A 25,171-nucleotide genomic window follows, 5' to 3' on the forward strand; every position below is an offset into this window, starting at 1 on the left:
AAGGCTTAAAGCCAACCGCCAACCGCTAATAGCCAAAAGCTAACAGCCAATAGCCAAAAGCAAAAAATGATCAAAGGAATACTATTCGATTACGGTGGTACGATTGATACCAACGGCCTCCATTGGGCGCATGTTTTGTGGGAAGCTTACCAGCGTAACCACGTCAATGTGAGTAAGGATGCTTTCAGTGAAGCGTATAAATATGGAGAAAGGGCGCTTGCGATCAAGCCGCTTGTGCAGCCGCAACACGTTTTTTACGATGTGCTTTTTCTCAAACTGACTGAACAGTTTAGTTTTTTGAAACGAAATGGACATTCGGTCGACGATTCGGCTATTGAAGTTATTGCAAGGGAATGTAATGAGTTCGCACACACCACTGTAACGAATGCAAAACAGGTTCTGGAAGAGCTGGCACTCGAATATCCGCTCGTGATGGTTTCCAATTTTTACGGAAACATCAATAATATCCTGGCTGATTTTGGCATCGCCGGTTGTTTTCAGAATGTGATCGAATCTGCCGTGGTAGGTGTCCGGAAACCCGATCCGCGGATTTATCAGCTTGGAATCGACGCGCTGGGTTTCCAACCCGGGGAATGTGTAGTGGTTGGAGATTCTTTTTCAAAGGATATCCAGCCTGCTCGACAGCTCGGCTGCCCGGCGGTCTGGCTGAATGTAGCTGGTTGGGAAGAAACCAGCCCGAAGTTGGCAACACCGGAAGGTGTGACCGAGATCACGGATTTTGCACACATTACGAAAGTTTTAAAGAGTTTGGGTTAGTTGTAAAACTTTTGTCAGGCACGAGAGCGACCTGATGAAATTAAATGAAATTATCATGTACGACATATGTACGATCGGCCACATTACCCTCGATAAGGTAGTTACGACCCAGTCTGTCAACTACATGCCTGGTGGAACCTCGTTCTACTTTTCAAAGGCATTGCGGCAGTTTGATATCAATTATATGCTGGTGACGGCGCTTGCGGAGCAGGAAAGCCACATCCTGGCGGCTTTGCGGGAAGAAAATATAGAGATATTCTCTCATACAAGTCCTTACACCGTTTACTTCGAAAATATTTACAGCGCCAACCAGGATCACCGCGAGCAGAATGTACTGCACAAAGCGGCGCCCTTTACGATGGGGCAAATGCCGGATATCAAAGCCCGCATTTTCCACCTCGGCCCGTTGCTTTCCGATGATATTCAGATCGATCTGCTGAAAAGCCTGGCAGCGAAAGGAGAAGTTTCGCTGGATATTCAGGGTTATCTGAGATATGTAAAAGATAAAAAGGTGTACTACACCGACTGGGCTGATAAAAAGGAAGCCTTGCCGTTTGTCTCTATTTTGAAAGCGAATGAATTCGAAATGGAAGTGGTAACCGGAACCAGCGACGTACGTGAAGGCGCCAAAATCCTGGCCGGCATGGGGGTGAAAGAAGTGATCATTACCCTGGGCAGCAAGGGCTCGCTGGTTTACAAAGACGATCATTTTTATCAGATCCCGGCATATACCCCAACCGCTGTCATTGATGCGACCGGCTGCGGCGATACTTATATGGCGGGGTATTTGAGTAAAAAAGTGAGAGGGGCGGATGTGCAGGAAGCCGGGGAGTTCGGTGCGGCCATGGCAACCCTAAAAATTCAGTCCTCCGGGCCGTTTTCCGGAAACCAGGAGGCTGTTAATCATGTTGTTCTTCATGGCGAATGTGATCGCGAAATGATCGCCCAGGCCATTTATTGAAACAAATATCAACGATGAAATACGTGATGAAGCTGTTGATGGTCACAGTTGGCCTGATACTTTCTTCGTATTCAGGGACATACTCAACAGTTGAAGAGCCAAACAGCAAATTCACCGACCCAGACGAATTTCCTGTTCCCAGAAATGTCCCGGGCCTGCTGTTTTACATTCAGCGCGACCCGAACGAGAATACGATCTGCTACCAGCTTAACCTCGACAGGCAGGGGAAGTTAAGCACGAAGGATCCTGTCAATATGTTCTGGATACGCTACACCGACGGCGGTGTCCGGAGAGAGCTGAACTACATTCAGCGCAAGTTTGCCTACGGAATCAATGTAAAGGAAAAGGGTGACTCGTCATACGAGCTGCGGTCTGTTGCTTACAATAAGCTGCCGCTGTCACTGCGGAAAGATCCCCGCAACGAATACCACGTTTACACCCATATCAACAAAAAGGAATGTATTCTCAGCCGGGTTTTTATCCGCATCGACGGCGGTACTTTCTGGTCTCCGAATGTTGTTTTTATAGAATTGAAAGGTACTGAGATAGCAACGGGGAAGACCATAACACAGCGGATCAAACCTTCCTGAAGGGGTTGTGTGCCAATTTTTCGTGCAGGTTGTTAGCAGGATTATGCAGCTCGTTAGTAAAGTTTAGGGAGTAAGTTCTGATATTTGGGTTAGATTTTTATTAAAAAATGTGCTTGCCCAAACAAATCTAAACGCAATCTAACATTACTGACAAATGGAGAATATTGGAAACACCAATCAGGATCAGGTCTTTAAGGATGAGATAACCAAAGCTTCCGACTTCAAATTCGGGACTACGGTTGTGAAAGTCTTCGATGACATGGTCAGCAGATCGGTTCCTTTTTACAATGAAACCCAGCGCATGCTTGCCGAAATTGCTGCTGATCACGTGAAAGAAGGTTCTTATCTGTACGATCTGGGATGCTCTACCGGCACCACACTGATTGAGGTAGACAAATTAATACCCTCCGATATTAAATTCATCGGCATTGACGAATCGCCGGAAATGCTCGAAAAATGTGATCTGAAATTCAAGGAAGCTGGTTTTGTCCGTCCGTACGACCTCCGTGCAGCAGACTTACAGCAGGAAGATTTGCCGATCTCGAACGCCTCTGTCGTTATACTTTGTTTGACCATGCAATTTGTCCGTCCGCTGTACCGTGAGCGGCTTTTGCGTAATATCTATGAGGGTTTGAATCCTGGTGGAGTTCTTTTGTTGGTCGAAAAAGTACTTTCCGAAAGCTCGGTGTTCAATCGCGACTTCATTAAATATTACTATAATTACAAAAGGCGCAACCATTACAGCGAACTCGAGATCTCGCAGAAAAGAGAGGCGCTCGAAAACGTTCTGATCCCATATAAGTTATCTGAAAACATGCTCCTGTTGAAGGAGGCCGGTTTCGCGGATTGCGAAATATTCTTTAAATGGTATAATTTTTCAGGAATGATAGCTTATAAAAAATCATGATCGCAATCGGTAACTTCTTTTTCAAATACAGGAATAATCTTTTCATTTTCCTTTATCTCTTACTTTTCGTTCCCTCTCCGATGCTTTTCAAACCGGAGCATTTCGGGGAAAATTACTATTTGTTTCCTATCATAATTGGCCTGATTGTAACCTTCGCCGGGGAAATTATCCGTGGTATCACGATCGGTCTGGCCTATATTATCCGGGGCGGTAAGGACAAGAAAGTGTATGCCGAGAAACTCGTAACAGAAGGTATATTCAACCATTGCCGCAACCCTTTGTATGTTGGGAATATCCTGATGCTGCTGGGTGTGGGCATACTTTCTAATTCTCTGTTTTATGTAGGAGTGGTTATGCCGCTTTTCCTGTTTATTTATCAGGCCATCGTATTGGCGGAGGAAAACTTTTTGCGGAACAAGTTCGGCGCCCAGTTCGACGCTTATTGCAGTCGTGTGAATCGCTGGCTGATCAATTTCAATGGTATTTCAAATGCTTTCAATGGAATGCAGTTCAATTACAAGCGCTGGGTTTTAAAGGAATATAACACCCTGCTGGTCTGGCTGTTGGGTATTTTTGCGATACTTATTTTTAGATATCCCCAAGTCATCCCGGATGAAGATGCAAGGATCCCGGCTTTTATAGTCGTAATTGTAATCCTGGGCGCAACCTATGGTTATATTCGCTACCTTAAAAAGTCGGGCAAAATGACAGACTCTGTCGCCTGATTTGCCTTGGCATGCTATTTGGCATATATAAAGCGTTGAAGCTCTCCTAAACCTGAATTATTAAAATCATAACCCCCGATCTAATAACAGGACATATGAGAATTGTAATTATAGGAGGAGGATTCGCAGGTGTAAACCTGGCGCTGGATCTTGCCAAAGACAAAAATTTTGAAGTAACCCTGGTGGACAAGAATAACTACAACTTCTTTCCACCACTGATCTACCAGGTTGCTACGGCTTTTTTAGAACCTTCAAGCATCAGTTATCCGTTTAGAAAATTATTTGCAGGAAAGAAAAACCTGCAGTTCCGGCTGGGCGAATTGCTGAAAGTGGTTCCCGAGAATAACAGGATTATACTTTCAAATGGCGAACTGGAATATGATCAGCTCGTTTTCGCGACCGGCGCGGAGAGTAATTTCTTTGGAATGGAAAATGTAAAACGCAATTCCACTCCAATGAAAACGCTCGAAGATGCTATTGGAATGCGCAATAAGTTGCTGCTCCAAATGGAAAAGGCTACGATCTGCGATGATCCGGCCGAGGTAAAAAAGCTGCTCACAGTAGTGATCGCAGGTGGCGGCCCAACCGGGGTCGAAATCTCGGGAATGTTTGCCGAAATGCGCAATGGTATCCTGCGAAAAGAATATCCGCAGCTGGCCGGAAAAGGCAGCGAAATTTACCTGGTCGACGGAGGTGACGCATTACTTTCTCCGATGAGCGTGGCGTCGCAGCAGGATACTTATAATGAACTCAGCAAATTGGGTGTGAAGATCAAGCTGAACACCCACGTGGTTGATTTCACCGACGATAAAGTTTTCTTTACTGAAGGCGATTTTATTGAAGCGAAAACGCTGATCTGGGCAGCCGGTGTTACCGGCATCGTTTTCGAAGGTATCCCGGCAGAAGCTTACGGCCGCGGCCGCAGAATGCTGGTCGACGCTTATAATTTGGTGAACAGTACCCACAATATTTACGCAATAGGCGATGCCAGCCTGCAACTGTCAGACAGTAATTTCCCCCAGGGGCACCCGCAGGTAGCGCAGGTAGCGATTCAGCAGGGTAAAACCCTGGCTCGTAACTTCAAAGCACAAGTGGAAAAGCGGCCGCTGAAACCATTTGCTTACCATGATAAGGGTTCAATGGCGATTATAGGCCGTGCAAAGGCGGTGGTGGATATGCCTTCTCCCAAGCTGCATTTCAAAGGTGTGATCGCCTGGCTGGCCTGGTTGTTTATACATCTCATTTCTCTTATCAATCACAGGAACAGGATCAAAACGCTTTATAACTGGATGGTAGCTTATTTCACCAAAGACCAGTCCCTGCGGATGATCATCAAACCTGCCGAAAAAGAAGAAAACGTCGAAACCTATCAGGTAACCGGCCAGTAACTATCGATATTTGATATGGAATCTTCAACCTATGCTTACGACTCACCGGGAACGGTTTCAGCCGTATTTCTTACCCGGGGCGATGCTGACAAAGCATACCACGCGCTTTTAAAACGAGGCTATTCCGAAGATGAAATATCAGTTCTGATGTCAGACGAAACGCTGAACAAGCATCTGAGCGACGCGAATGATCATTCTGAGCCGGAGTCGACTCCGGGTACTGAGGAAGAGCGTGGCAAAACGATAGGAGTTACTACCGGTGCGGTGACCGGCTTGTTTGTCTCTCTTAGCCTCGTGGCTATTCCCGGACTCGGCATTTCAATTGCCGGTCCGGTATTTGCGGGCATTGCGGGGGCATTAACAGGCCGGACGCTTGGAGGAATTATCGGCTCCAAAATTCCTGCGACGCACACGGATACTTTCGAGGAAGGCGTGAAGGAAGGTGGGATCATCATCAGTGTAGACCCTAAGAACCGTGCGGAATTGGAATACATTGTCCAGGAATTTCAGCAGCACAATGGCAGGGATATCTTAACAAATGACGGCTACTCGCATTTAAGCTGATCAGTCAGGCGTAGATCTGGAAAATTCGTTTACGTCCATCGCTCCGTGATCGTTGAGAATGTCAGTTGCGAGGTTCATGCCTTCTGCATCCGAAACTTGCACCGTTAGTATAGCGCCCTGCTTTTCAGTATTTTGCGGGTACTCCGTTTTCTCGGTCGTGTCGGTCATCTGTCCGTCAGTTACCAGTTCATCCACCGTGTCTACGTGGGTGTCGAGTTCTATCGATCGGTCTTCAAATCCATTTGCCAGCAATGCCGCCCGGGCATTTTCAGCCTCTTCACTGGTTTCGAAAATACCGATAATCGTTTGCGGTGTCATAGCGTTCGTGTTGTTGATAATGTCGATTTTTCGGAACTCAATGTAAAATCCTGTACCAGCGTGGCGATAGCCCGTCATCAATCCCTTGCAATTCGCCTGCTTTCCGGTTGCTCAATTCAGGGAATCACTCAGCGCGCGGGCCTGATCCAGGTATTGGCGCAGATCGGGCAGCCTGCTCTCGATCCATTTTTTTAACTCCGGATCGGTAACCGAGCCTGCCTGCGATTCAAAGTATACAATGGTTTCGGCATGGGTAGTCTCCACAGCCGCTGCATAAACCGTATCCAGCTCCATTCCTTTTCTGCCCGACAGTGTATCCAGCCGTTGTTGCCTTTTGTCCGACAATGTTGTGGGAATATCCAGGTCATTTGATGTTGCAAAAATTTGAAGCTGCTGATTAGAGGCCGTATATGCGTCGATCATCAATTGTCCGAAGCCAGCATATTCCGCCGACGCACCGTTGTTTAACGCAACTTGTCCCGCACTGATTTGAAAAAGTCCCTCATCGGCCGCATTCAGAACAAATTCCCGATCCATATTGGTGATCAGGCTGCGCGTAGCCGTACCATCGTCGCGGCAGGAAACCGCGACACAAAAGATAAACAGGTAAAGCATTGACAATGACTTTCTCATAATGCCGGCAGCTGGTTGGTTGTCGCTATCCGGATTAATACTGTGCCAGGCGGGCGGAGAAAAATTTGATAGTTGAATTACAGGGATTTGTCTTTGCGATAGGAAGCTATTTTAGAATACAGCTCGGCAGGTGTAAAAGGTTTGCTGATATAATCGTTCATTCCGACGGTGAATGCAATGTCTTTAATATCCATCATGGCGGATGCGGTAAGTGCGATGATCGCCGGCAGCTGGCGAATCTTTAAAGTAGCTTCGTATCCGTCCATCTCGGGCATTTGTAAATCCATCAAAACAAGGTCGTAATCGGTTATTTGCACTTTTTCGAGTGCTACCAGCCCATTTTCAGCCACATCGTACGTTACATTCCACTGTTTCATGAAATTCCGCATCAACAGTACATTGATCGCATTGTCCTCCACGATGAGAAGCCGCATTCCTTCCAGGCTGAATTTGTTGGAAGTACTACCATTGTTTTGTTCTGAAAAATGCTTTTCGCTGACTTTGAACGAAAGACTGAAATAGAAAACCGAGCCTTTTCCCTGCTCGCTTTCAACAAAAATTTTGCTTTGCTGCAATTCAAGGAGCCGCTTGGTAATGGTCAGGCCAAGTCCGGAGCCTCCGTATTTTCTGGTCGTGTCGGAAGTGGCCTGGGTAAAGCTGTCGAATATGTTTTCGATTTTTTCAGGGGGGATACCGATGCCGGTATCTTCTACTTTAAAATCCAGGGTAATCCGGTCGCCTTCGCGCCGGGTAACTTCCGCTGAAATGATGACTTTACCGGTTTCTGTAAATTTTACGGCATTGCTGACAAGGTTGGTCAATATTTGCCCCAACCGCACGGGATCGCCGACCACCGTCACATTCACAGGATTGCTCACTTTCAATTTAAGCATGATCCCTTTTTCATTGGCCTTCTGAAGGATGCCGGAGCGGATATTTTCCAGGAGCGAAAGTACATTGAAATCCACTTCCTCAAATTCGATTTTTCCGGCTTCTATCTTGCTGAAATCGAGTATATCATTGATCAGGACCAGTAAATTTTCAGCCGAGAATTTGAGGATATTGAGATATTCCATTTGCTCGGGGCGGGGATTCTGCTGCAGAAGCAAATGGGTGAAGCCGATCACCGCATTCATCGGTGTCCGGATCTCATGGCTCATGGTCGACAGGAACTGGGATTTGGCAATGGCCGCCATTTCGGCCATTTCCTTTGCGTGGATCAGTTCCTGCTCCGTTTTCTTCTGGTTGTCAATGTCCATGATCGCGCCGTAAAGCTTGACGACCTTCCCGGTTGCGTCCGAAAATGGTTTACCGATCGCGTGGATAAATTTGATCTTGCCATCGGGCAGGATGATCCGCAGGTCGAAGCTGGCGGGCGACAATTTGTTGATGGCCTCCCAGATGTGCGTTTTGTAAAGGTGCAGATCGTCAGGGTGGATCATTTTTGAAAAAACATCCGTGTCTGGCCCGGCACTGTCGGGTTCCAGTCCGAAGATACGGAAAGCTTCGGCCGACCAGTAATTTTGCCCGGTCACCAGGTCGGCTTCCCAGCTGCCGCTATGGGTCAGCTGCTGCGACTCACTGAGCATTGCCTCACTGCGACGGATCGATTCCTCTGCTTTTTTTCGATCCGAAATGTCGTGCCACACGACCAGCAGCACCTTTTTGTTATTAATAGGGACCGGGTTCAACGTAACCTCCACCGGAAATTCTTTTCCGTCTATTTTTTTGTGAATCCATTCAAAACGGTTGTAGCCACTTTCATAAGCAAGCCGGTCCATTTCACGCGCTTTATCAGCTGACCTTTGTCCGTCGGGCTGGAATTCGGGGGAGAATATGGCGGGGTGAAAAGACAGGAGTTGACTCTTATCCTGACAGCCCAGCATTTTTACAGCTGCCTGGTTACAATCGATAATGCCATCTTCGTCAAACAGCAAATGTGCATCCGTAGAGTACTGAAAGATAACGCTCAGCTTTTCCTGCAAAAGCTCACGATCATCGTCGTCCTGTGAAGTATTGCGCCTGAAAATTTCATCCCCTCTTGATTCGTCCATGCCGGTATTGTGAAAACATCTGATTCGAATTTAGTAACTATTGTATTTTTATTCAAGATCAGGCCGTGCCGTAAAGTAAAAACCCTTCCGGATGAAGGCGGGAAGGGTTTTTCTGTGATATAAAAAGAACGTCTTAGAAGATAAACTTGGTACTCAGAAAGTTAGAGGTATCCTCGTGCACGATCTCATTAATAAGCTGCTTGTTAGTCTCATTCATTTTGAAGGCGACCAGCGAACGGATCGAAAATGCGCGGATCGCATCGGCTACCGACAACGTACCTTCCGCACTGTCTTTGCGGCCGGTAAATGGAAATACATCGGGTCCCCGCTGACATTGCGTGTTGATATTCACCCGGCTCACCTGGTTTACGAGCGGGTCGATGAGTGCAGCAACTTCGTCCGCGTCATTACTGAAAATACTGACCTGCTGCCCGTGAGTCGACTCGATCAGGAACTCGATCGTTTCTTCCAGGTCTTCAAATGGCACAACAGGAACGATCGGGCCGAATTGTTCTTCGTGGTAAAGCTTCATTTTGCTATTGACCGGATAAACCACAGCCGGATAGAAAAACGCACCCTCCGACTTTCCACCATTTTCATTTACCACCGATGCTCCGTGCTCGATGGCGTCGGAAATACAATCGTTAAGGTATTCGATCTTGTTGGTTTCAGGCAGCGGTGTCAGCGAAACACCCTTTTCCCACGGCATACCGAATTTGAGCTGGGCAACTGCGGCACTAAACTGTTGCAGGAACTGGTCGGCAATGCTTTTATGTACCCAGATGATCTTCAATGCCGTACAGCGCTGTCCGTTGAAGGAGAGCGAGCCGGTGATGATTTCCTTTACAGCCAGATCAATATCCGCGTTAGGTGTAACTATTGCAGCGTTTTTAGCATCCAGCCCCAGTACTGCGCGCAGCCTGTTGACTTTCGGGTGTTGTTTTTTCAATTCGTTGGCCACTTTGCTCGACCCGATGAGCGTAAGCACATTGATCTTGCCGGAGTGCATCAAGCCAGGCACGATCGTGTTTCCTCTTCCGTAAATGATATTGACAACCCCTTTTGGGAAACAGTCCCTGAAAGCTTCCTGCAATGGATAATGCAGCAGCGTACCGAATTTCGGAGGTTTAAAAAGAATAGTATTGCCCATGATCAGGGCAGGTATCAGCGTTGTAAAAGTTTCGTTAAGGGGATAATTGAAAGGGCCCATGCAAAGCACAACTCCCAGCGGCGAGCGCCTTACCTGTGCGGCAATACCGTCGACAATATCGAAACCTGACGAATCCCTGTCAAGGTTTTTGAGGGAGTCGATGGTTGCATAAATGTATTCAACGGTCCGGTCAAATTCTTTCACGGAGTCGGCAAAAGACTTACCGATCTCCCACATGATCAGTTTCACAATAATATCCTTCTGCTCGATCATTTTGCCGGTAAACTGCTCCACGCAATGGATTCTTTCCGCAACTCCCATGGTAGGCCATTCTCCCCGTCCGTTGTTGTAAGCTGCTACTGCGGCATTGAGGGATTCTTCCGCTTCGACAGCCGTGCAAACCGGATAGCTGCCGATCAGTTTTCGTTGCAGCCCGTTTTCTGTTTTAATACAAACAGGCGAATACACTTCGTGGACAGGACCATTCCAGGGTTTCATGATACCATTGCTGAGGTATTCGCGCTGGTGAACGAGCTCGGGCAGGCTGAACTCATGCGGAACGTCTTTCTCTTCGACGAAGATGTTTTTTAATGCGGCGTTGAAATCCATTTGTGCTGGCTGAAAATAATGTGATGGTCTTGGTTGAATAATGATTAAAAACAACGGATCGTTCCCGTCAAAATGACTTGACGAGTGATATTGCAACCTAACCTTACCCCAGTTCAGTATTTCGCCGACTGCGCTGCATTGCTCAGGCCGGCGCAGTGGCCAGTGTGTTCTTTCTGCCCATTTTAAGGAAGCGGGTGATCAGGAAGCCGGAAGCCAGGGTAAGGCCCAGGATTAATCCGAGCCACATGCCAGAGGCACCCATATTAAAGTGAAATGCAAGCAGATACCCGACAGGTATACCGATGACCCAATATGCAATTCCGATCAGCACGGTGGGTGTTTTTACATCTTTGATCCCGCGCAGCAATCCTGCACTGATCGCCTGGGTACTGTCTGATATTTGAAATACTGCGGCAAAAAGCAATAGCAGCGCTGCCAGTTCCACCACTTGCGGCTCCTGGTTGAATGCAACCGGCAATACGTTCCGGAAGATGACAAACAGTGTTGCGCAGATGGTACCGTAGATAAGGGCGGTCAGGATCGTACTTTTTCCGATTACGATGATCTTGAACCAGTCTGTGCGGCCGAGCGCGTTACTTACCCGTATCGAACCTGCCTGCGCAAGGCCCATGGATACCATGAAAGTGAAAGAGGCGCAGTTAAGCGCTATCTGGTGTGCGGCCTGCGAAACGGCGCCCAGGGTACCAATGATAATGCCCGAAACAGCGAATGCGCCGGCTTCCATACCGATCTGCATACTGCTGGGTACGCCTATATGCAGCAGCTCTCGCAAAGTTTTGGTTTTGAGTTTCCACTGGTTTTGACGCACTGCGATGTACCTGGCAAAGGTTTTATGGCTGAGTACCACATAACCCAAAGCAAGGAACATGCAACTGCGCGTGATCAGCGTTGCCCAGCCTGCGCCTTCCAGCTCAAGCCGGGGAAAACCCCAGTTGCCGTAGATCAGCAGCCAGTTCAGCACGATGTTCAGCGGCATTCCGGCCAGGGAGAAGATCATTGCCGTGCGGGTGTATTCAAGCCCATCGGCAAACTGCTTCAAGGTCATGAAAAGCAGCATCGGAATAATCGAAAGACCCATTAACTTCATAAATGGAAGCGCAAGTTCGACTACATAGGGATCCTGGCCCAGGTGATACAGTACATTTTTACCAGATACCAGTGAAAATGAAATCAACAGCGCGGTAACCGTGCACAGTATGAAGCCGTTATACAGATAGTGCGATACCTGCTGGGCATCCTGCTTTCCGTTGGCGAGCGATACCATTTGTGACACGGAGATCGTCATGCCGATCCCGATTACGAAGGGAATGTTCATCGCATTGATAACGAGTGCGGCGGCTGCCAGGTGCTTGTAGCTGATCGCACCCACCATCGCACTGTCGATCAGGTGAAGCGCCATTTGCGCCAGCTCACCGATAATAATTGGAAATGCTAATCTTAAAGTTTGTGATGCTTCTTCTTTCATGGCTTTTGTGGATACGCTAAAAAGGTTGCAAAGTTACGAATTAAGAGTTCAGAGTGAGGGATATTTGACTCTAATATCTGCCCGGTTAGAGTAAATCAGCCCGGCAAAACGGTTTCTATTGATAGCAAAATCAGGGCAATTATCTATTGAAAAATATTACAAAAACAGAATGAGTATCAGGAGAAGTTTAGCGGCAGGGATTTTAATTTTCCTGATTTCGGGTGCGAATATGGTATCTGCGCAGCGTGGAGGGAAATTGAAGGTTGTTGGTAAAATTATTGACAGTCAGAGTAACAGCCCGCTGGGGTATGCCAGTATCAGGCTCTTTAAGACGGCTGATAGTTCTTTTGTGAGCGGCGCGATCACAGACGAGACAGGCGGATTTATCGTAGATATCGCGGCAGGTAACTATTATGCGCTGTCCGAATTTATCGGTTACAAAGCACAGGTTACGCCGGGTATCACACTGAACGCTTCCAATTCTCCCATGGATTTAGGATTAATCAAAGTAAGCGCGTCTGCGCGGACACTTGATGAAGTGACTGTCCAGGCGGAGAAAAGCTCGATGGAGTTGTCGTTGGACAAAAAGGTATTCAATGTGGGTAAAGACCTGGCAAATGCAGGTGGGACGGCGGTGGATATCCTCACAAATGTGCCTTCCGTGGCTGTGGACGTGGAAGGGAATGTGAGTCTGCGCGGAAGCGGGAATGTACGTATACTGATTGACGGTAAGCCTTCGGGATTGGTGAGCATCAAGGGCGCAAGCGGCTTGCAGCAGTTGCAGGGTAGCATGATCGAGCGGGTGGAAATTATAACAAATCCATCAGCGCGCTACGAAGCTGAAGGGATGGGCGGGGTTATTAATATTGTTTTAAAGAAAGAACGGAAAGAGGGGATCAATGGGTCTTTTGATATAATCACAGGTCACCCTACCAACTATGGCGCTGCTGCCAATGTAAATTACCGGCGTAAAAACCTGAACTTTTTCATCAATTACACGATGTCTTACCGCAATACACCCGGAAAGAACTTCGTGTACCAGGAGCTGTACCGCAACGATTCCACATTTATTATGGAGCGGGATATGAAGAGCAATCTCAAAGGTATGGCCAATAGCGCCAGGGGAGGAATTGATTTTTATTTTAACCCCAAAAATATCCTGACAGGGGCCTATACATGGCGTACGAGCAAGGGGAAGCGATTTTCGACGCTCAATTACAGGGATTATATCGGCAGTACCAACAATCTGACCAGTTACACGGTTCGAACCCAGGATGAAACAGAAACCGAACCAAACTCAGAATATTCAATCACATATAAGAAAACATTTGACAGGAAAGGACAGGAATTTACCGCTGATGTGCGCTACCTCGATAACTGGGAGAATTCGGATCAGTATTACAATGAAAATGTATTCGACCCGGACGGAAGTCCCTCCGGGATCCCTCCGCTTTTACAGCGGGCTGTGAACTATGAAACGGAGAAGCAGCTGCTTTTCCAGGCCGATTACGTGCATCCCTTTGCCAAAGACGGTAAGTTTGAAGCAGGTGCACGAAGCAGCTCGCGGGACATGACCAATGATTATGCCGTGACGCAGCGGGCCGAGGATGGCGGCTGGATCATGCTGCCGAACCTTACCAACGATTTTCTTTATGAAGAGAACATCAATGCGGTGTATGGGATTGTTGGTAACAAAACCGGGAAATTTTCTTACCAGGCCGGTTTGCGGGCGGAGTGGACGGGTGTTACCACGGAATTGAAGCAGACCAGCGAAGTGAATAAAAGACGCTATGCCAACCTTTTTCCCAGCGTACATGTGACTTATGACTTTGCCAAGCAGAATGCATTTCAGCTCAGTTTCAGCCGCCGCGTACGTCGCCCGCAGTACAATGACCTCAGCCCGTTTGCGACTTACAGCGACAACAGGAACTACTGGAGCGGTAACCCCGATCTCAATCCGGAATTTACGAATGCATTCGAACTGGGGCACATTAAATACATGTCGAAAGGCTCGCTGACATCCTCCTTGTATTACCGGCATACGAACGGGAAAATTACGAGTATCAGGAATGTCCAGGAAGACGGGAGCTCCTACACCCGGCCTGAAAACCTGGGCACGGAAGATGCATACGGGGCTGAATTTACGAGCTCTTTTAATCCTTATACCTGGTGGAAGATAGATAACAGCGTGAATTTTTTCAGGGCAATCACAGATGGTGCGAATGTGGACCAGACTTTCCAAAGTGACACGTACAGCTGGTTTGTAAGAATGATGTCCAGGTTTACATTATGGAAGACAACGGACGTGCAATTCAGAGGGAATTATGAGGCGCCCCAGCAAACACCGCAGGGGAGGAGAAAGGCGCTCGCTACACTGGACCTGGCGGCTACCCGGGACATTCTGAAAAACAATGCTACGCTGACACTCAGTGTGATAGATGTGTTCAACTCACGCCGGTTCCGGTCTGTCACGGAAGGGTTTAACTTTTATGCTAGAAACAGTTCGCAGGGAAGGTTACGCCAGGTAAACCTTACTTTAAACTACCGTTTGCACCAGGCCAAAAAGAAACCAAAGGAGTCACTGGAAGGGGAATTTTAGAGGGGTGTGTTTCATTTGAAAGCTTTATTTGACTAACTTGTATGTGATTCAGAGATTGTTAGCCTGATGATCAAAGCCTGTTTTGGGGAATGTGTTGAGCAACGATTATGTTATCTGTAATAATCCTTAATTTTGAACTATGAGCGCAAAAGCAAATAAATCAATATTTCTGGCAGATGACGATGCAGACGATTGCATGCTGTTTGAGGATGCACTGAGAGAGGTAAGCAATTCGACAGAACTGTTTACTGCCAATGATGGCGTTGAACTGATCAATCTCATGGAAACGACCGTTCCGCCTCCGCCGGACGTCATATTCCTGGACCTGAATATGCCCAGGAAAAATGGTTTCGAGTGTTTAGAGCAGATCAGGAAAACCAAGGCCTGGGAGTCAATACCCGTCGTTATTTTCTCGACAACAGGACAGGAAGAGATGGTCAGAAGGGTCTATCAGGGTGGTGCAAATTTTTTCATCAGGAAACCTGGCTCTTTTCCCAAACTGAAACAGGCCATCAAGCAGGTTCTCGATATCGACTGGAATAAGCACAACTGGAAGCTGGTTCCTGAGAATTTTCACTATCAATATTAATCCACTCCGTTTGTTCACTGTTTAAATTTGTAAAATACATCTTCGGACAAAATTGGTGAACAATTCAAGCGAACCTTCAAACTCCGGCAATAAAAATCTTGACAGCCGGGAGAATGGGAACAAGCAATCAGACCATAGCGAAAGCCGGTTCAGAGATACCATGAAGCAGGCTCCGGTAGGAATAACAATCCTGCGCGGAAAAACTTTTTTGGTTGAAATGGCCAATGATTCGTACCTGAACATAGTCGCACGCTCCGAAGACGAACTGGTCGGAAAGCTTCTTTTCGACGCCCTGCCTGAAGTGCAGGAATACGTGGAGCCTATCCTTAATAACGTACTAGAAACAGGAGAACCCTTTCATGGCGATGAGTTCGAAGTAACGCTCCGGCGACTCGGCAAGACAGAGCAATGCTATTTCAATTTCATATACAAGCCCCTGGTTGAGCCCTCTGGTGAAATTTCGGGTATTATCGTGGTGGCTACGGAGGTAACCCAGCAGGTTCTGTCAAAACAAAAACTGCAAAGGAGCGAAAATCAGTTCCGAAACCTGGTAACCCAGTCCCAGTTTGCCAAGGCGATTTTCAAAGGCAAGGATTTCGTGATCAGTATCGCGAATGAAACGATGTTGAAGGATTTGTGGAGACGGGCGGAGAAGGACGTAGTCGGCCGAAAATTGTTCGATGTATTTCCGGAACTGGAACAACAGAAGTTTGGCGCGGCACTGAAAAACGTATTTGAAACCGGTAAGATCTACAGAGAAAATGAAGCCGTCGCTTTCGTAGACGGGCCGGATGGAACGCGGACCTTTTATCTCGATTACCAATATGCCCCGATATTCGAGCTAGACGGGAAAGTGGGCGCAATTATGGTATCAGCTAATGATGTGACGGAAAAGGTGAAATTTCGTCAGCAGATTTCAGACGCGGCTGACCGGCTTTCCCTGGCGACCGATGGTACCAAGCTAGCTACCTGGGATCTGAACCTGCAAACGAAAGACATTATCTATTCCGGTCGCCTGGCTACCTTATTCGGGTATGATGAGTATAAACTGCTGACCCACGCGGAATTGAGGGACCACGTGCATCCCGACGACAGGTTTTCCATTGTTGAAAAAGCGTTTGAGCAAGCTCTGAAAACAGGCAGTTACTATTACGAAGCCAGGGTAATTCACCCGGATAAATCTATTCACTGGATCAGAACGCAAGGGAAGGTACTTTATCAGGACAACCATATTCCCCATCGCATGCTGGGTACCATGATGGACATTACCGACCGCAAAGAGTCGGAACTCGCGCTGAAAACCAGTGAGGGCAAATTCAGGACACTGGCAGATTCGATGCCCCAGTTTGTCTGGACCGGTGACCGGGAGGGAAATCTAAATTACTTTAATAAATCTGTCTACGACTATACCGGGCTTACCCCTGCCGAAATGCACAAGCATTTATGGCGGCATATTGTGCATCCCGACGATCTGAAAGAAAACACACGCCTTTGGAACATTTCTATCGAAAATGGGACTGATTTTGTGCGGGAGCATCGTTTGAGAAGGTTTGACGGTGAATTCAGATGGAAGTTGAGCCGGGCGATCCCTCAAAGAAATCCGGATGGAACCATTATGATGTGGGTCGGTACGAGCACGGATATTCATGAGAGCAAGCTTTTTATAGATCAACTTGAAACTAAGGTCCAGCAGCGTACCAAAGAATTGACGGTTGCCAATAACGAACTGATCAAGACGAACATGGAGCTTGCCCAGTTTGCCTACGTAGCAAGTCACGATTTACAGGAGCCGCTCCGGAAAATCCAGACTTTTGCTACGCGTATCCTGGAAACGGAGCTGGGGAATCTGTCCGAAAAAGGAAGGGATTACTTCAACAGAATGCAGGCATCATCGGCCCGCATGCAGCAGCTGATCGTAGATCTCCTGGCGTTTTCACGTGCCAATGCGATTGAAAAGCATTTTGAAAAAACTGATTTAAACGAAGTGCTGAAAATTGCACAGGAACAACTTGCGGAGGTAATCCTGCAAAAGAACGCAGTAATAAAGAGTGACGTCTTGCCCCACCAAAATGTGATCGTGTACCAGTTCGAGCAGCTTTTTACCAACATTATTGCCAATGCGCTGAAATTTGTAAGACCGGGGGAAAGGCCAATTATAGAGATCAAAACCGGACAGATCGCGGGGCATCTGATTCCACTTTCTGAGGCAGACTCAGGTCTGAATTACACATACATTTCGTTTTCCGACAATGGCATCGGGTTTGATCAGCAATTCAAGGACCGCATTTTTCAGGTATTCCAGCGATTGCATGGCAGAAGTTCTTATGACGGGACGGGCATTGGTCTGGCGATTTGTAAGAAGATTGTTGAAAACCATAAAGGTCTGCTCGACGCCATAGGGAAACCTGGTATTGGGGCTACCTTCATCATTTATCTACCGGAAGCGCATTAAGTATCCTTATCTGTGTTTTCAATGACTCCTATTTGCTTTTTGTTTTGGTAGGTAATTGCAATGCCCACCAGGATCACGACCCCGCCGATTATCATTTGCAGTGTAATTTTTTCGCCAATAAATATCCAGGCAAACAACCCGCTCACAACCGCCTGACTTAGCAGGCTGAGTGACACCCGCTTGGCATCCATTTTCTGTACTGCATAATTGAGAGCCAGCCACCCGATCAGCTGGCAAATCAGTCCTTGTATTACGAAAATACTCCATATTTCTGGTTCGAAACCGGAGATTGGCTGTCCGAAGAAAATACAGATCAGAAAAAGATAAATACTTGAAGCGGCCATATTGACCGTCATAAAAGTCACGATATCCACTTTGTCGAGCACTGATTTGCTTAAAATCATGTACGCCGCATACAGCACACCCGACAGCATTGCCAGGCCAAATCCGGCATCCAGTTTCATTTCCAGAAAATGATCAAACCCGATCAGGATGACAATACCTGCCAGGGCTACGACCGTTCCTGCCCAAAAAGTAGCTCTTGGTTTATCCGGCAGGAACAGGAATGACCAGACGCCTACCCAAACAGGGGAAAGATTGGCGAGCAAAGTGGCTTGTGTTACATTGGAAAGTGTTATCGATAAATTCCAGACTGCTATATCGGAGGCAAAAATGATCCCGCAAAGAATGATCGGCAGCCAGAGCGCACGGGCAGGCCAGGTGAATTTTTTTGTAAAAAAGACGTAGGGAAGTATCAGTAAAAAACCGAAAAACATGCGATAGAAGGCAGAGGTAATACCGGATACCGGTGCCCATTTCACGAGAACAGGGAAAATACTGATGCTGATCAGGCCTACGATAAGTGCTACTCTGGGATTCAACATAAATGAATAAATTCACACCAAAGATAAACAATCGTAAACCTGTGGTATTAAGGGATATTGACCGATTTTTCTGGGAGAAGCCTGAACCGGCAAAAAGTTGTTTAAATGCACTCAGGCATTACATTCTCGCATTTGATCCCGAGATCACGGAGGTATGGAGATATAGCATGCCGTTTTACCTGCTGCGTGGAAAAAGGATCTGCTATATCTGGACCGAAAAAAGGACGGGCAGGCCGTATCTGGGAATAGTGGACGGCAAATTGGTGGACCATCCGCAGCTACTCGCAGAAAAACGATCGCGTATGAAGATCTTTCTGATCGAACCCGCCGAAGACCTGCCCGTGGATACGCTACGTGAGATTTTACAAATGGCGATCTCGCTCCGGTAGTTTTTAATGCTGACTGCGTGCCTCGGACTTTGACGTCGCGGGCTTGGCGCGATCATATTGAATAGGCCAGGTAATGTCTTCACCCAGTTCATGCGCAGCGTGCAGTGGAAAATAGGGGTCACGCAAGAGCTCACGGGCCATAACAATCAGGTCAGCCTCGTTGTTCTGTAATATTTCCTCTGCCTGCGCAGCTTCTGTAATCAGTCCGACGGCACCAGTGATAGCACCGGTCTCTCTTTTTATTTTGGCTGAAAATGGTACCTGGTAAGACGGCCCAATCGGTATTTTCGCATTTGATACCAAACCGCCGGACGAAACATCAATCAGTGCCACGCCTTTTTCTTTCAATATCGCAGACAGCCTGGTCGATTGCGCCTCATCCCAGCCATTTTCCGCCCAGTCTGTCGCTGATATCCGCACAAAAATGGGCAGGTCTTGCGGCCATACCTTTTGCACTGATTCCAGAATTTCCAACAAAAAGCGTATCCTATTCTCGAAGCCGCCACCATATTGATCGTTCCGCTGGTTACTAAGCGGGGAAAGGAATTGATGGACAAGGTATCCGTGCGCCGCATGGATCTCAATGACTTTGAATCCTGCTTTTAAAGCGCGTTGCGCTGCTTCTGCAAAATCGGAGATTACCTTATTTATTCCGGGCTGGTCGAGTTCAAGCGGGGCGTCTTCGTTGGCATGAAACGCAATAGGAGAGGCACTCAGCGTTTTCCAGCCGCCCTGGTCCAGTGGTACTTGTCCGCGGCCTTTCCAGGCCGGATAGGTGCTGGCTTTCCGGCCCGCGTGGGCAAGTTGTACACCCGGTACCGTGCCCTGGGCTGAAATAAAATCCGTAATCTGCTTTAACTTTTCAATGTGAGCATCTTTCCAGATGCCCAAATCTTCGGGCGAAATTCTTCCTTCGGCAGAAACTGCGGTAGCCTCAGCGATAATCAATGCTGCACCGCCGACCGCGCGGCTTCCCAGGTGAACCAGGTGCCAGTCATTTGCAAACCCGTCGACGGAAGAGTATTGGCACATCGGGGAGACCACAATGCGGTTTTTTAATTCAATGCTTTTTAATGTTATCGGCGTAAAAAGGAGTGATGACATGATGATGTGTTGAACGTACCTATTTAATGATTTTAACGCGGCCTATTTCGCCGCTTTCGAGCCGGACTTTGATACCATGCGTATGAACGGGAGCTTTGGTCAGGATATCCCTGACAATCCCGTGTGTTAATGTCCCGCTGCGCTGGTCCTTTTTCAAAACGATCGCAACCGAAATGCCGGGTTTGATATTCTTTCTTTCTGTTCCTGATAATCCTTCCATTTCAAACACTGGCTGCCTTTATTTTTTGTAAAATTTTAATTTCGTCTATCGTAATCGTGCTGATCAATTCGAAAAGTCCGTTGATGGTTTTCAAATCAGATAACCTTTTCCTCGACGGCGATTGATCTGCCTTTTCAATACCCAGCTCTTTAATTTCCTTTTTCCGCTGCGCAAGCAGCTCGATCAGCTTCTGGTTCTGCGGCAGTGACTCCCTTGCGATTTCGAAGCTGTTGCTTGCTTTGCCTTCTATCACATCTGCTGCGGCAAGCAGCTGTCTGTCTATCTGCCTGATCATCAGTTCAAATTCCATTGAAAATTCGGAATAATCCAGCATCTGCGCATAAGTTGACAGGGACGCGATATAGGATGTAAGCATGTGGCTGGTGGCCACAAACTGGTGGTACTCCTCCATATTCAACTGCTGTCTCTTGGGTTCGGAAAGCATTTTCTGAAAATTGTCGGAAAGGTTGGCCATCGCGATAATGGCATCTTTCCGGCTGATTTTCAGATCATTGATATTGAGTTGCTTGCCGGTAAATTTGGCGGCGACAAGGTCAAAATACCTGCGGTTCGCATCCAGCGCATCTTTTATATACTGATTGATCTGCGAATGTTCCCAAACCGGCAATACGTAAGAAGAAATCACGTAGGCGATCACTGATCCGATAATAGTGTCGATTACCCGATCTTCCAGTACGGATTGAATATGGTTTGGATTCAAAAAATTGAAAGAAAGTATGACGTAAAGCGTAATGGAAGTTGAGGCGATGAAATAGTTGATTTTCAAAAAACTATAAGCCAAGATCATGGCAAGCATCATGAAGATAAAAAGCGCAGTACTGTCCTTGATCAGATATAGCATCAGAAAGCCGGTCGCTACTCCGAGCAACGTACCTCCGATCCTGTGAATGTTCCGCTTTTTGGTGATACTGAATGCAGGTTTCAATATCACAACAATGGTCAGCAATATCCAGTAACCATGTCCGAGCTCGAAAAAAAGAGAGGCTATATATCCGACCAGTAATCCAAGTGTGACCCGTACCGCATGCCGGAAATGACTTGATTTGAGCGAAAGGTTATCAAGTAAAATCCGCGGATGGTATTCCTGTTTGGGGATAAAATTATCTCCCTCGACATTCAAAGAATATCCTTTTCCTACCTCCGCATCGTAGGTAGTGGCGCGGTGCATTTTCTTCACGCGCTCGGTCACGTCCTGTAAGCTGTTGAGGATCTGACGCAGCATGATAAAATCCTCCATATTTTCATGCGTCATTTTGTATTCACGCATCCGCTCAAATGCTTTCTGACATTTGTTGAATGCTTCGTCCAGATCTCGGCGCGGGTGGGAGGCGAAGCCGCTTTGAACTGCTATTCCAATCGTCTGGATCTCTTCCGCCAGCCAGGTAATATATGTTCCGAAAAGCCGGAGCACTTTGGTGTCGTCAAATGCCCGGTGCAGGTTCGAATAGTTTTGCTGAGAATTGAGTATGCGTTCAAAAAGGTCAATGCTGTCAAGGAACATCAGCATCAGGATCCGACTTTTATTGGTCGATTCTGTTACTATCTCACGGGTTTTAAAAAGTATCTCTCTCAGATTTTCATGATTCTCTCTCAAAAGAACCTGCTGGCGTACCATTCTGTTAAACAGTTCGTCATAATCGGGGTTCGCGAAATAATAGTCGGCTTTAATGGACAGCAATTTGCCCAGCTCAATAAAATTTTCTCCCAAAAGCTGCTGGATCAGTTTGTAGGGCAGCAGTTTTTGAAGGATCATAAAAAGTGCGAAATACCATATCCCGCCAGCTGCGAATATCGCAGCAGTACGCAGGACCATATTACCACTGAGGTGATCGTCGATATTAAATACGAACACGAGCAAGGCGATCAATCCAATGCTGTTCACCCGGTTACCGTACACGCCGACCAGGGAGAAAAGCATTCCAAAAACGATGATTTCAATGAAGATGACGAAGTGCAGGTGTCGCAGAAACCCGGTAATGCAGGCGACTACAAAACAGGTAGCAATCGCAACGAGCAATGCATTACGCCTGCGATGATAGGGGCCGGGATTATCCGTCGCCCCGATGATCAGCGTTCCCAGCGGAAATGCAATCATGTCGCTGAGGATGCCGTAATGTTGGAAGATTAGACTTGGTATGATCGCGCCCAGGGTCAGGCGCACTCCCGTCGACAGGTTATGACTAAAAATGAATTTTTTAAATTCGTCGAGGTAATTCATATTATTCTATAAAAATGCCCTTATCGTTAACTGAGGCATATTTTAATTGACTATTGATGAAGTGTTGCAATTAATTTAACAATGATTCTTTATTTTTTACCGCAGTATTTTTTAGCAACATAGACCTGCTTATTTGTACTTGGATCAACCCAAAAACATTTTCCGAGCTTCGTCTGGTAATACATATTGCCGTTAATGGCCATTCCTGTTGCTTTCGCCCGCTTAAACGGATCGTTCGGTTCGCACCCGGTCAATATACCGACAAGTACAAGAAGTAAAAGTTTCGTTTGCATTACCTTATAGGGTCTGTCTAGCAATTACAGCAACAATATCAAAAAATATGGCAACAGGTGAAAATCCATTCGATTTATTGCTAATTGCCATCTACGAAAAAAGGGGCTTTTGGCCCCTGATCTCCACTTTACTTTTCTGTTGATTAAAACATGGCAATTTGAAATCTGATCCGTTTTGTAGTTGCAACCCATTTGCTTGCCCGGCAGGTCGGTAACTTCTCCTGCGCCCGCAGTTTGTCTCAGCTCATTAAAGAATCACCTGGCCCACACTTTTGATAGTCTCCGCCATTACTCGACAACCAGGCGGTGCTCTCGCAATAGTCCCCGTTCTTCAACGGTAATGATGTAAACACCCGCCGGTAGTTGGGCTCTCGTTTTCAGCAGCAGGTTACCGCCCTGAACGCCCTTCTTTTGCAAGGGAAAAGAGCCACCGTCCACATGATAGAAGCCCACCTTCGCCGTTTCAGGTTCGTCCAGGCGAAGCGTAAACTCATCACCGCCAACCACCGGGTTGGGGTATACCCCATAGGGTTCATCGCGGATGACCACTGATATGGCCGGGTATACCGTCTTCTTGCCGCTCAGGTCAGTCTGAGTAAGCCGGTAGTAGCTGGTGCCCTGGTAAGGCAACTGGTCGATGAGCTGGTAATCCTTGCGGGTGCTGCTGTTGGCCGATAGCTCCCCCACCTGGCCCACTTTTTCAAACGCGCGCAGGTCCTTACTGCGCTCAATGAGAAACCCGCCGTTGTCCGATTCAATGGCGGTGGACCAGTTCAGGATCACCTTACGGTTGGGCTGGGCCTTGGCCGTAAAGGAAATCAGGCTGACCGGCAGTGGATCAGCACTGCACACCGATAACCCGCCCGCGGTAGCGACATAAATCATTTGGCCCATCACGTTCACGTCATACACATAATTATTCCTTAGCCCATTGGCGGTAGTCATATTGGTAAAGCTGTTGCCCCCGTCGGTCGAAATCGATAACCCGTTAGCGGTAGCTGCATACACCGTTGACCCCATCACGTACACTGCATTCACATAATCATCCCCCAGCTCATTGGCGGTAGTCCTGTTGGTAAAGCTGTTGCCCCCGTCGGTCGAAATCGATAACCCGTTAGCGGTAGCTGCATACACCGTTGACCCCATCACGTACACTGCATTCACATAATCATCCCCCAGCCCATTGGCGGTAGTCCTGTTGGTAAAGCTGTTGCCCCCGTTGGTCGAAATCGATAACCCGCCAGCGGTAGCTGCGTACACCGTTGACCCCATCACGTACACGGCATTCACACCATCATCCCCCAGCCCATTGGCGGTAGTCCTGTTGGTAAAGCTGTTGCCCCCGTCTGTCGAAATCGATAACCCGCCAGCGGTAGCGGCATACACCGTTGACCCCACCACGTATACTGCACTCACATACTCATGCCCCAGCCCACTGGCGGTAGTCCTGTAGGTAAAGTTGCTGCCCCCGTCGGTCGAAATATATAACCCAAACCCATCTTGGGTTCCGGCATATATCGTCTGGCCCACCGCGTACAAGCCATTCGCATTAAAACCCCCATATCCTGGAATCATTGCGACAAAGTTATTGCGCCCCTCGGGCGAAATATATAAACCGTCATTGGTCCCCGCATACACCGTTTGGTCCTGCGTGTACAAGGAATATATAGTCTGACCCATCATCCCCCCATTGCCGAAGGTGCGAAAGGCATCACAGAAAGGGCCATCTTGCGCGGTAACACGCTGGGGCGAAAGACCCATAACCAGGCTTAGCAAAAGCAGCCAATGCCATTTGTTTAAACGTAGTAAAGTTTGGTTTATAAGCATAATGGTTTGTAAAACAGTTAAAAATAGTACCTTCTAACAAATGTGTCCTGGATTTAATAACGTATGAGGATCGAATGATTTTTGTGGTGACTAAACCTTGAAAAATTGATCAAACAGTATAGTTATTGGTAAGCTTTATTTTGAAGTTGTTTGCGTCTTTCAATACATATGCATTATTCTGCGAAATATTTATGTGCTCGGCAGTTATGGTGATTTCAAATTCCTCGGTTAGTGCAGGAGTTGTTGCAGACGTACCAATCGAAAACTTAATAGGATTAAATTTTGGAGCAACTGCGAAATCAGAATGACCGGCGGTAATTAATAATAGGCCGCGTAAAAAAGTAAATGTTTGTTTATTGAAAATACAAGTTAAGAGAGACTCTATGATATTAACAATCCTTGAAGCTGGATTT

General features: G+C 47.2%; 22 protein-coding genes. 11 read left to right on the forward strand and 11 right to left on the reverse strand.

What is annotated here, in order from left to right; all coding sequences use genetic code 11:
* Window positions 1-66 precede the first annotated feature (66 nt).
* The 7 genes from FXO21_RS17330 (at window position 67) to FXO21_RS17360 (ending at window position 5,912) form a co-directional block, all read left to right on the forward strand.
* Window positions 67-777: an HAD family hydrolase gene (locus FXO21_RS17330; protein ID WP_149641256.1), complete on the forward strand. Its 711-nt coding sequence runs from the start codon at window positions 67-69 to the stop codon at window positions 775-777.
* Between the two features lie 55 nt (window positions 778-832).
* The gene (locus FXO21_RS17335; RefSeq protein ID WP_149641257.1) at window positions 833-1,738 is read left to right on the forward strand and encodes a PfkB family carbohydrate kinase; all 906 of its coding nucleotides are present in this window, start codon (window positions 833-835) and stop codon (window positions 1,736-1,738) included.
* A 14-nt stretch (window positions 1,739-1,752) separates the two neighbouring features.
* Complete coding sequence (locus FXO21_RS17340; protein WP_149641258.1) at window positions 1,753-2,328, forward strand: DUF4833 domain-containing protein; 576 nt, start codon at window positions 1,753-1,755, stop codon at window positions 2,326-2,328.
* Between the two features lie 154 nt (window positions 2,329-2,482).
* Complete coding sequence (cmoA, locus tag FXO21_RS17345; protein ID WP_149641259.1) at window positions 2,483-3,235, forward strand: carboxy-S-adenosyl-L-methionine synthase CmoA; 753 nt, start codon at window positions 2,483-2,485, stop codon at window positions 3,233-3,235.
* Window positions 3,232-3,960: a methyltransferase family protein gene (locus FXO21_RS17350; protein WP_149641260.1), complete on the forward strand. Its 729-nt coding sequence runs from the start codon at window positions 3,232-3,234 to the stop codon at window positions 3,958-3,960. The genes cmoA and FXO21_RS17350 overlap by 4 nt, the downstream gene beginning before the upstream one ends.
* A 95-nt stretch (window positions 3,961-4,055) precedes the next feature.
* A complete protein-coding gene (locus FXO21_RS17355; RefSeq protein ID WP_149641261.1) occupies window positions 4,056-5,348 on the forward strand; it encodes an NAD(P)/FAD-dependent oxidoreductase in 1,293 nt (430 codons plus the stop codon).
* 15 nt (window positions 5,349-5,363) lie between these two features.
* The gene (locus FXO21_RS17360) at window positions 5,364-5,912 is read left to right on the forward strand and encodes a hypothetical protein (protein WP_149641262.1); all 549 of its coding nucleotides are present in this window, start codon (window positions 5,364-5,366) and stop codon (window positions 5,910-5,912) included.
* On the opposite strand, the gene FXO21_RS17365 is transcribed toward FXO21_RS17360, so the two are convergent.
* From FXO21_RS17365 to FXO21_RS17385, 5 genes are all read right to left on the reverse strand, one after another.
* Window positions 5,913-6,308, reverse strand: a complete 396-nt coding sequence (locus tag FXO21_RS17365; protein ID WP_149641263.1) for a hypothetical protein — start codon at window positions 6,306-6,308, stop codon at window positions 5,913-5,915.
* 33 nt (window positions 6,309-6,341) lie between these two features.
* Complete coding sequence (locus tag FXO21_RS17370) at window positions 6,342-6,863, reverse strand: DUF4142 domain-containing protein (RefSeq protein WP_149641264.1); 522 nt, start codon at window positions 6,861-6,863, stop codon at window positions 6,342-6,344.
* A 77-nt stretch (window positions 6,864-6,940) separates the two neighbouring features.
* A complete protein-coding gene (locus tag FXO21_RS17375) occupies window positions 6,941-8,917 on the reverse strand; it encodes a hybrid sensor histidine kinase/response regulator (protein ID WP_225865732.1) in 1,977 nt (658 codons plus the stop codon).
* 133 nt (window positions 8,918-9,050) lie between these two features.
* The gene (locus tag FXO21_RS17380) at window positions 9,051-10,676 is read right to left on the reverse strand and encodes an NADP-dependent glyceraldehyde-3-phosphate dehydrogenase (protein ID WP_149641265.1); all 1,626 of its coding nucleotides are present in this window, start codon (window positions 10,674-10,676) and stop codon (window positions 9,051-9,053) included.
* Between the two features lie 142 nt (window positions 10,677-10,818).
* Complete coding sequence (locus tag FXO21_RS17385; RefSeq protein WP_149641266.1) at window positions 10,819-12,162, reverse strand: MATE family efflux transporter; 1,344 nt, start codon at window positions 12,160-12,162, stop codon at window positions 10,819-10,821.
* Between the two features lie 169 nt (window positions 12,163-12,331).
* Here FXO21_RS17385 and FXO21_RS17390 point away from each other — a divergent pair, with 169 nt between their 5' ends.
* The 3 genes from FXO21_RS17390 (at window position 12,332) to FXO21_RS17400 (ending at window position 17,802) form a co-directional block, all read left to right on the forward strand.
* Window positions 12,332-14,761 carry a TonB-dependent receptor gene (locus tag FXO21_RS17390; RefSeq protein WP_149641267.1) on the forward strand — a complete coding sequence of 810 codons (2,430 nt, stop codon included), beginning with the start codon at window positions 12,332-12,334 and terminating at the stop codon, window positions 14,759-14,761.
* Between the two features lie 139 nt (window positions 14,762-14,900).
* Complete coding sequence (locus FXO21_RS17395) at window positions 14,901-15,350, forward strand: response regulator (protein WP_149641268.1); 450 nt, start codon at window positions 14,901-14,903, stop codon at window positions 15,348-15,350.
* Window positions 15,351-15,405: 55 nt separating this feature from the next.
* On the forward strand, window positions 15,406-17,802 hold the full coding sequence (locus tag FXO21_RS17400) for a PAS domain-containing sensor histidine kinase (RefSeq protein WP_225865733.1): 2,397 nt from the start codon (window positions 15,406-15,408) through the stop codon (window positions 17,800-17,802).
* Here FXO21_RS17400 and FXO21_RS17405 read toward each other — a convergent pair.
* Complete coding sequence (locus FXO21_RS17405) at window positions 17,799-18,686, reverse strand: DMT family transporter (protein ID WP_149641269.1); 888 nt, start codon at window positions 18,684-18,686, stop codon at window positions 17,799-17,801. The genes FXO21_RS17400 and FXO21_RS17405 overlap by 4 nt on opposite strands.
* A gap of 2 nt (window positions 18,687-18,688) precedes the next feature.
* On the opposite strand from FXO21_RS17405, the gene FXO21_RS17410 reads away from it, so the two are divergent.
* A complete protein-coding gene (locus FXO21_RS17410) occupies window positions 18,689-19,075 on the forward strand; it encodes a DUF1801 domain-containing protein (RefSeq protein WP_149641270.1) in 387 nt (128 codons plus the stop codon).
* Window positions 19,076-19,078: 3 nt separating this feature from the next.
* Here FXO21_RS17410 and FXO21_RS17415 read toward each other — a convergent pair whose 3' ends face one another.
* From FXO21_RS17415 to FXO21_RS17435, 5 genes are all read right to left on the reverse strand, one after another.
* On the reverse strand, window positions 19,079-20,179 hold the full coding sequence (locus FXO21_RS17415; RefSeq protein ID WP_149641271.1) for an NADH:flavin oxidoreductase/NADH oxidase: 1,101 nt from the start codon (window positions 20,177-20,179) through the stop codon (window positions 19,079-19,081).
* A 19-nt stretch (window positions 20,180-20,198) separates the two neighbouring features.
* On the reverse strand, window positions 20,199-20,399 hold the full coding sequence (locus FXO21_RS17420) for a YwbE family protein (protein ID WP_149641272.1): 201 nt from the start codon (window positions 20,397-20,399) through the stop codon (window positions 20,199-20,201).
* A 1-nt stretch (window position 20,400) separates the two neighbouring features.
* A complete protein-coding gene (locus FXO21_RS17425) occupies window positions 20,401-22,638 on the reverse strand; it encodes an FUSC family protein (RefSeq protein WP_149641273.1) in 2,238 nt (745 codons plus the stop codon).
* 89 nt (window positions 22,639-22,727) lie between these two features.
* A complete protein-coding gene (locus FXO21_RS17430) occupies window positions 22,728-22,931 on the reverse strand; it encodes a hypothetical protein (protein WP_149641274.1) in 204 nt (67 codons plus the stop codon).
* A 288-nt stretch (window positions 22,932-23,219) separates the two neighbouring features.
* Window positions 23,220-24,758, reverse strand: a complete 1,539-nt coding sequence (locus FXO21_RS17435) for a ligand-binding sensor domain-containing protein (protein ID WP_149641275.1) — start codon at window positions 24,756-24,758, stop codon at window positions 23,220-23,222.
* Between the last annotated feature and the right edge of the window lie 413 nt (window positions 24,759-25,171).

The sequence above is a fragment of the Dyadobacter sp. UC 10 genome (assembly GCF_008369915.1).
Classification (GTDB): Bacteria; Bacteroidota; Bacteroidia; order Cytophagales; family Spirosomataceae; genus Dyadobacter.

Coding starts and splice junctions, on each gene's coding strand:
- FXO21_RS17405 (WP_149641269.1), bottom strand. CDS start 18,686: ATGTTGAATCCCAGAGTAGCACTTATCGTAGGCCTGATCAGCATCAGT.
- FXO21_RS17360 (WP_149641262.1), top strand. CDS start 5,364: ATGGAATCTTCAACCTATGCTTACGACTCACCGGGAACGGTTTCAGCC.
- FXO21_RS17410 (WP_149641270.1), top strand. CDS start 18,689: ATGAATAAATTCACACCAAAGATAAACAATCGTAAACCTGTGGTATTA.
- FXO21_RS17330 (WP_149641256.1), top strand. CDS start 67: ATGATCAAAGGAATACTATTCGATTACGGTGGTACGATTGATACCAAC.
- FXO21_RS17380 (WP_149641265.1), bottom strand. CDS start 10,676: ATGGATTTCAACGCCGCATTAAAAAACATCTTCGTCGAAGAGAAAGAC.
- FXO21_RS17355 (WP_149641261.1), top strand. CDS start 4,056: ATGAGAATTGTAATTATAGGAGGAGGATTCGCAGGTGTAAACCTGGCG.
- FXO21_RS17435 (WP_149641275.1), bottom strand. CDS start 24,758: ATGCTTATAAACCAAACTTTACTACGTTTAAACAAATGGCATTGGCTG.
- FXO21_RS17390 (WP_149641267.1), top strand. CDS start 12,332: ATGAGTATCAGGAGAAGTTTAGCGGCAGGGATTTTAATTTTCCTGATT.
- FXO21_RS17375 (WP_225865732.1), bottom strand. CDS start 8,917: ATGGACGAATCAAGAGGGGATGAAATTTTCAGGCGCAATACTTCACAG.
- FXO21_RS17335 (WP_149641257.1), top strand. CDS start 833: ATGTACGACATATGTACGATCGGCCACATTACCCTCGATAAGGTAGTT.
- FXO21_RS17395 (WP_149641268.1), top strand. CDS start 14,901: ATGAGCGCAAAAGCAAATAAATCAATATTTCTGGCAGATGACGATGCA.
- FXO21_RS17425 (WP_149641273.1), bottom strand. CDS start 22,638: ATGAATTACCTCGACGAATTTAAAAAATTCATTTTTAGTCATAACCTG.
- FXO21_RS17365 (WP_149641263.1), bottom strand. CDS start 6,308: ATGACGGGCTATCGCCACGCTGGTACAGGATTTTACATTGAGTTCCGA.
- FXO21_RS17430 (WP_149641274.1), bottom strand. CDS start 22,931: ATGCAAACGAAACTTTTACTTCTTGTACTTGTCGGTATATTGACCGGG.
- FXO21_RS17350 (WP_149641260.1), top strand. CDS start 3,232: ATGATCGCAATCGGTAACTTCTTTTTCAAATACAGGAATAATCTTTTC.
- FXO21_RS17385 (WP_149641266.1), bottom strand. CDS start 12,162: ATGAAAGAAGAAGCATCACAAACTTTAAGATTAGCATTTCCAATTATT.
- FXO21_RS17420 (WP_149641272.1), bottom strand. CDS start 20,399: ATGGAAGGATTATCAGGAACAGAAAGAAAGAATATCAAACCCGGCATT.
- FXO21_RS17415 (WP_149641271.1), bottom strand. CDS start 20,179: ATGTCATCACTCCTTTTTACGCCGATAACATTAAAAAGCATTGAATTA.
- FXO21_RS17340 (WP_149641258.1), top strand. CDS start 1,753: ATGAAATACGTGATGAAGCTGTTGATGGTCACAGTTGGCCTGATACTT.
- FXO21_RS17370 (WP_149641264.1), bottom strand. CDS start 6,863: ATGAGAAAGTCATTGTCAATGCTTTACCTGTTTATCTTTTGTGTCGCG.
- cmoA (WP_149641259.1), top strand. CDS start 2,483: ATGGAGAATATTGGAAACACCAATCAGGATCAGGTCTTTAAGGATGAG.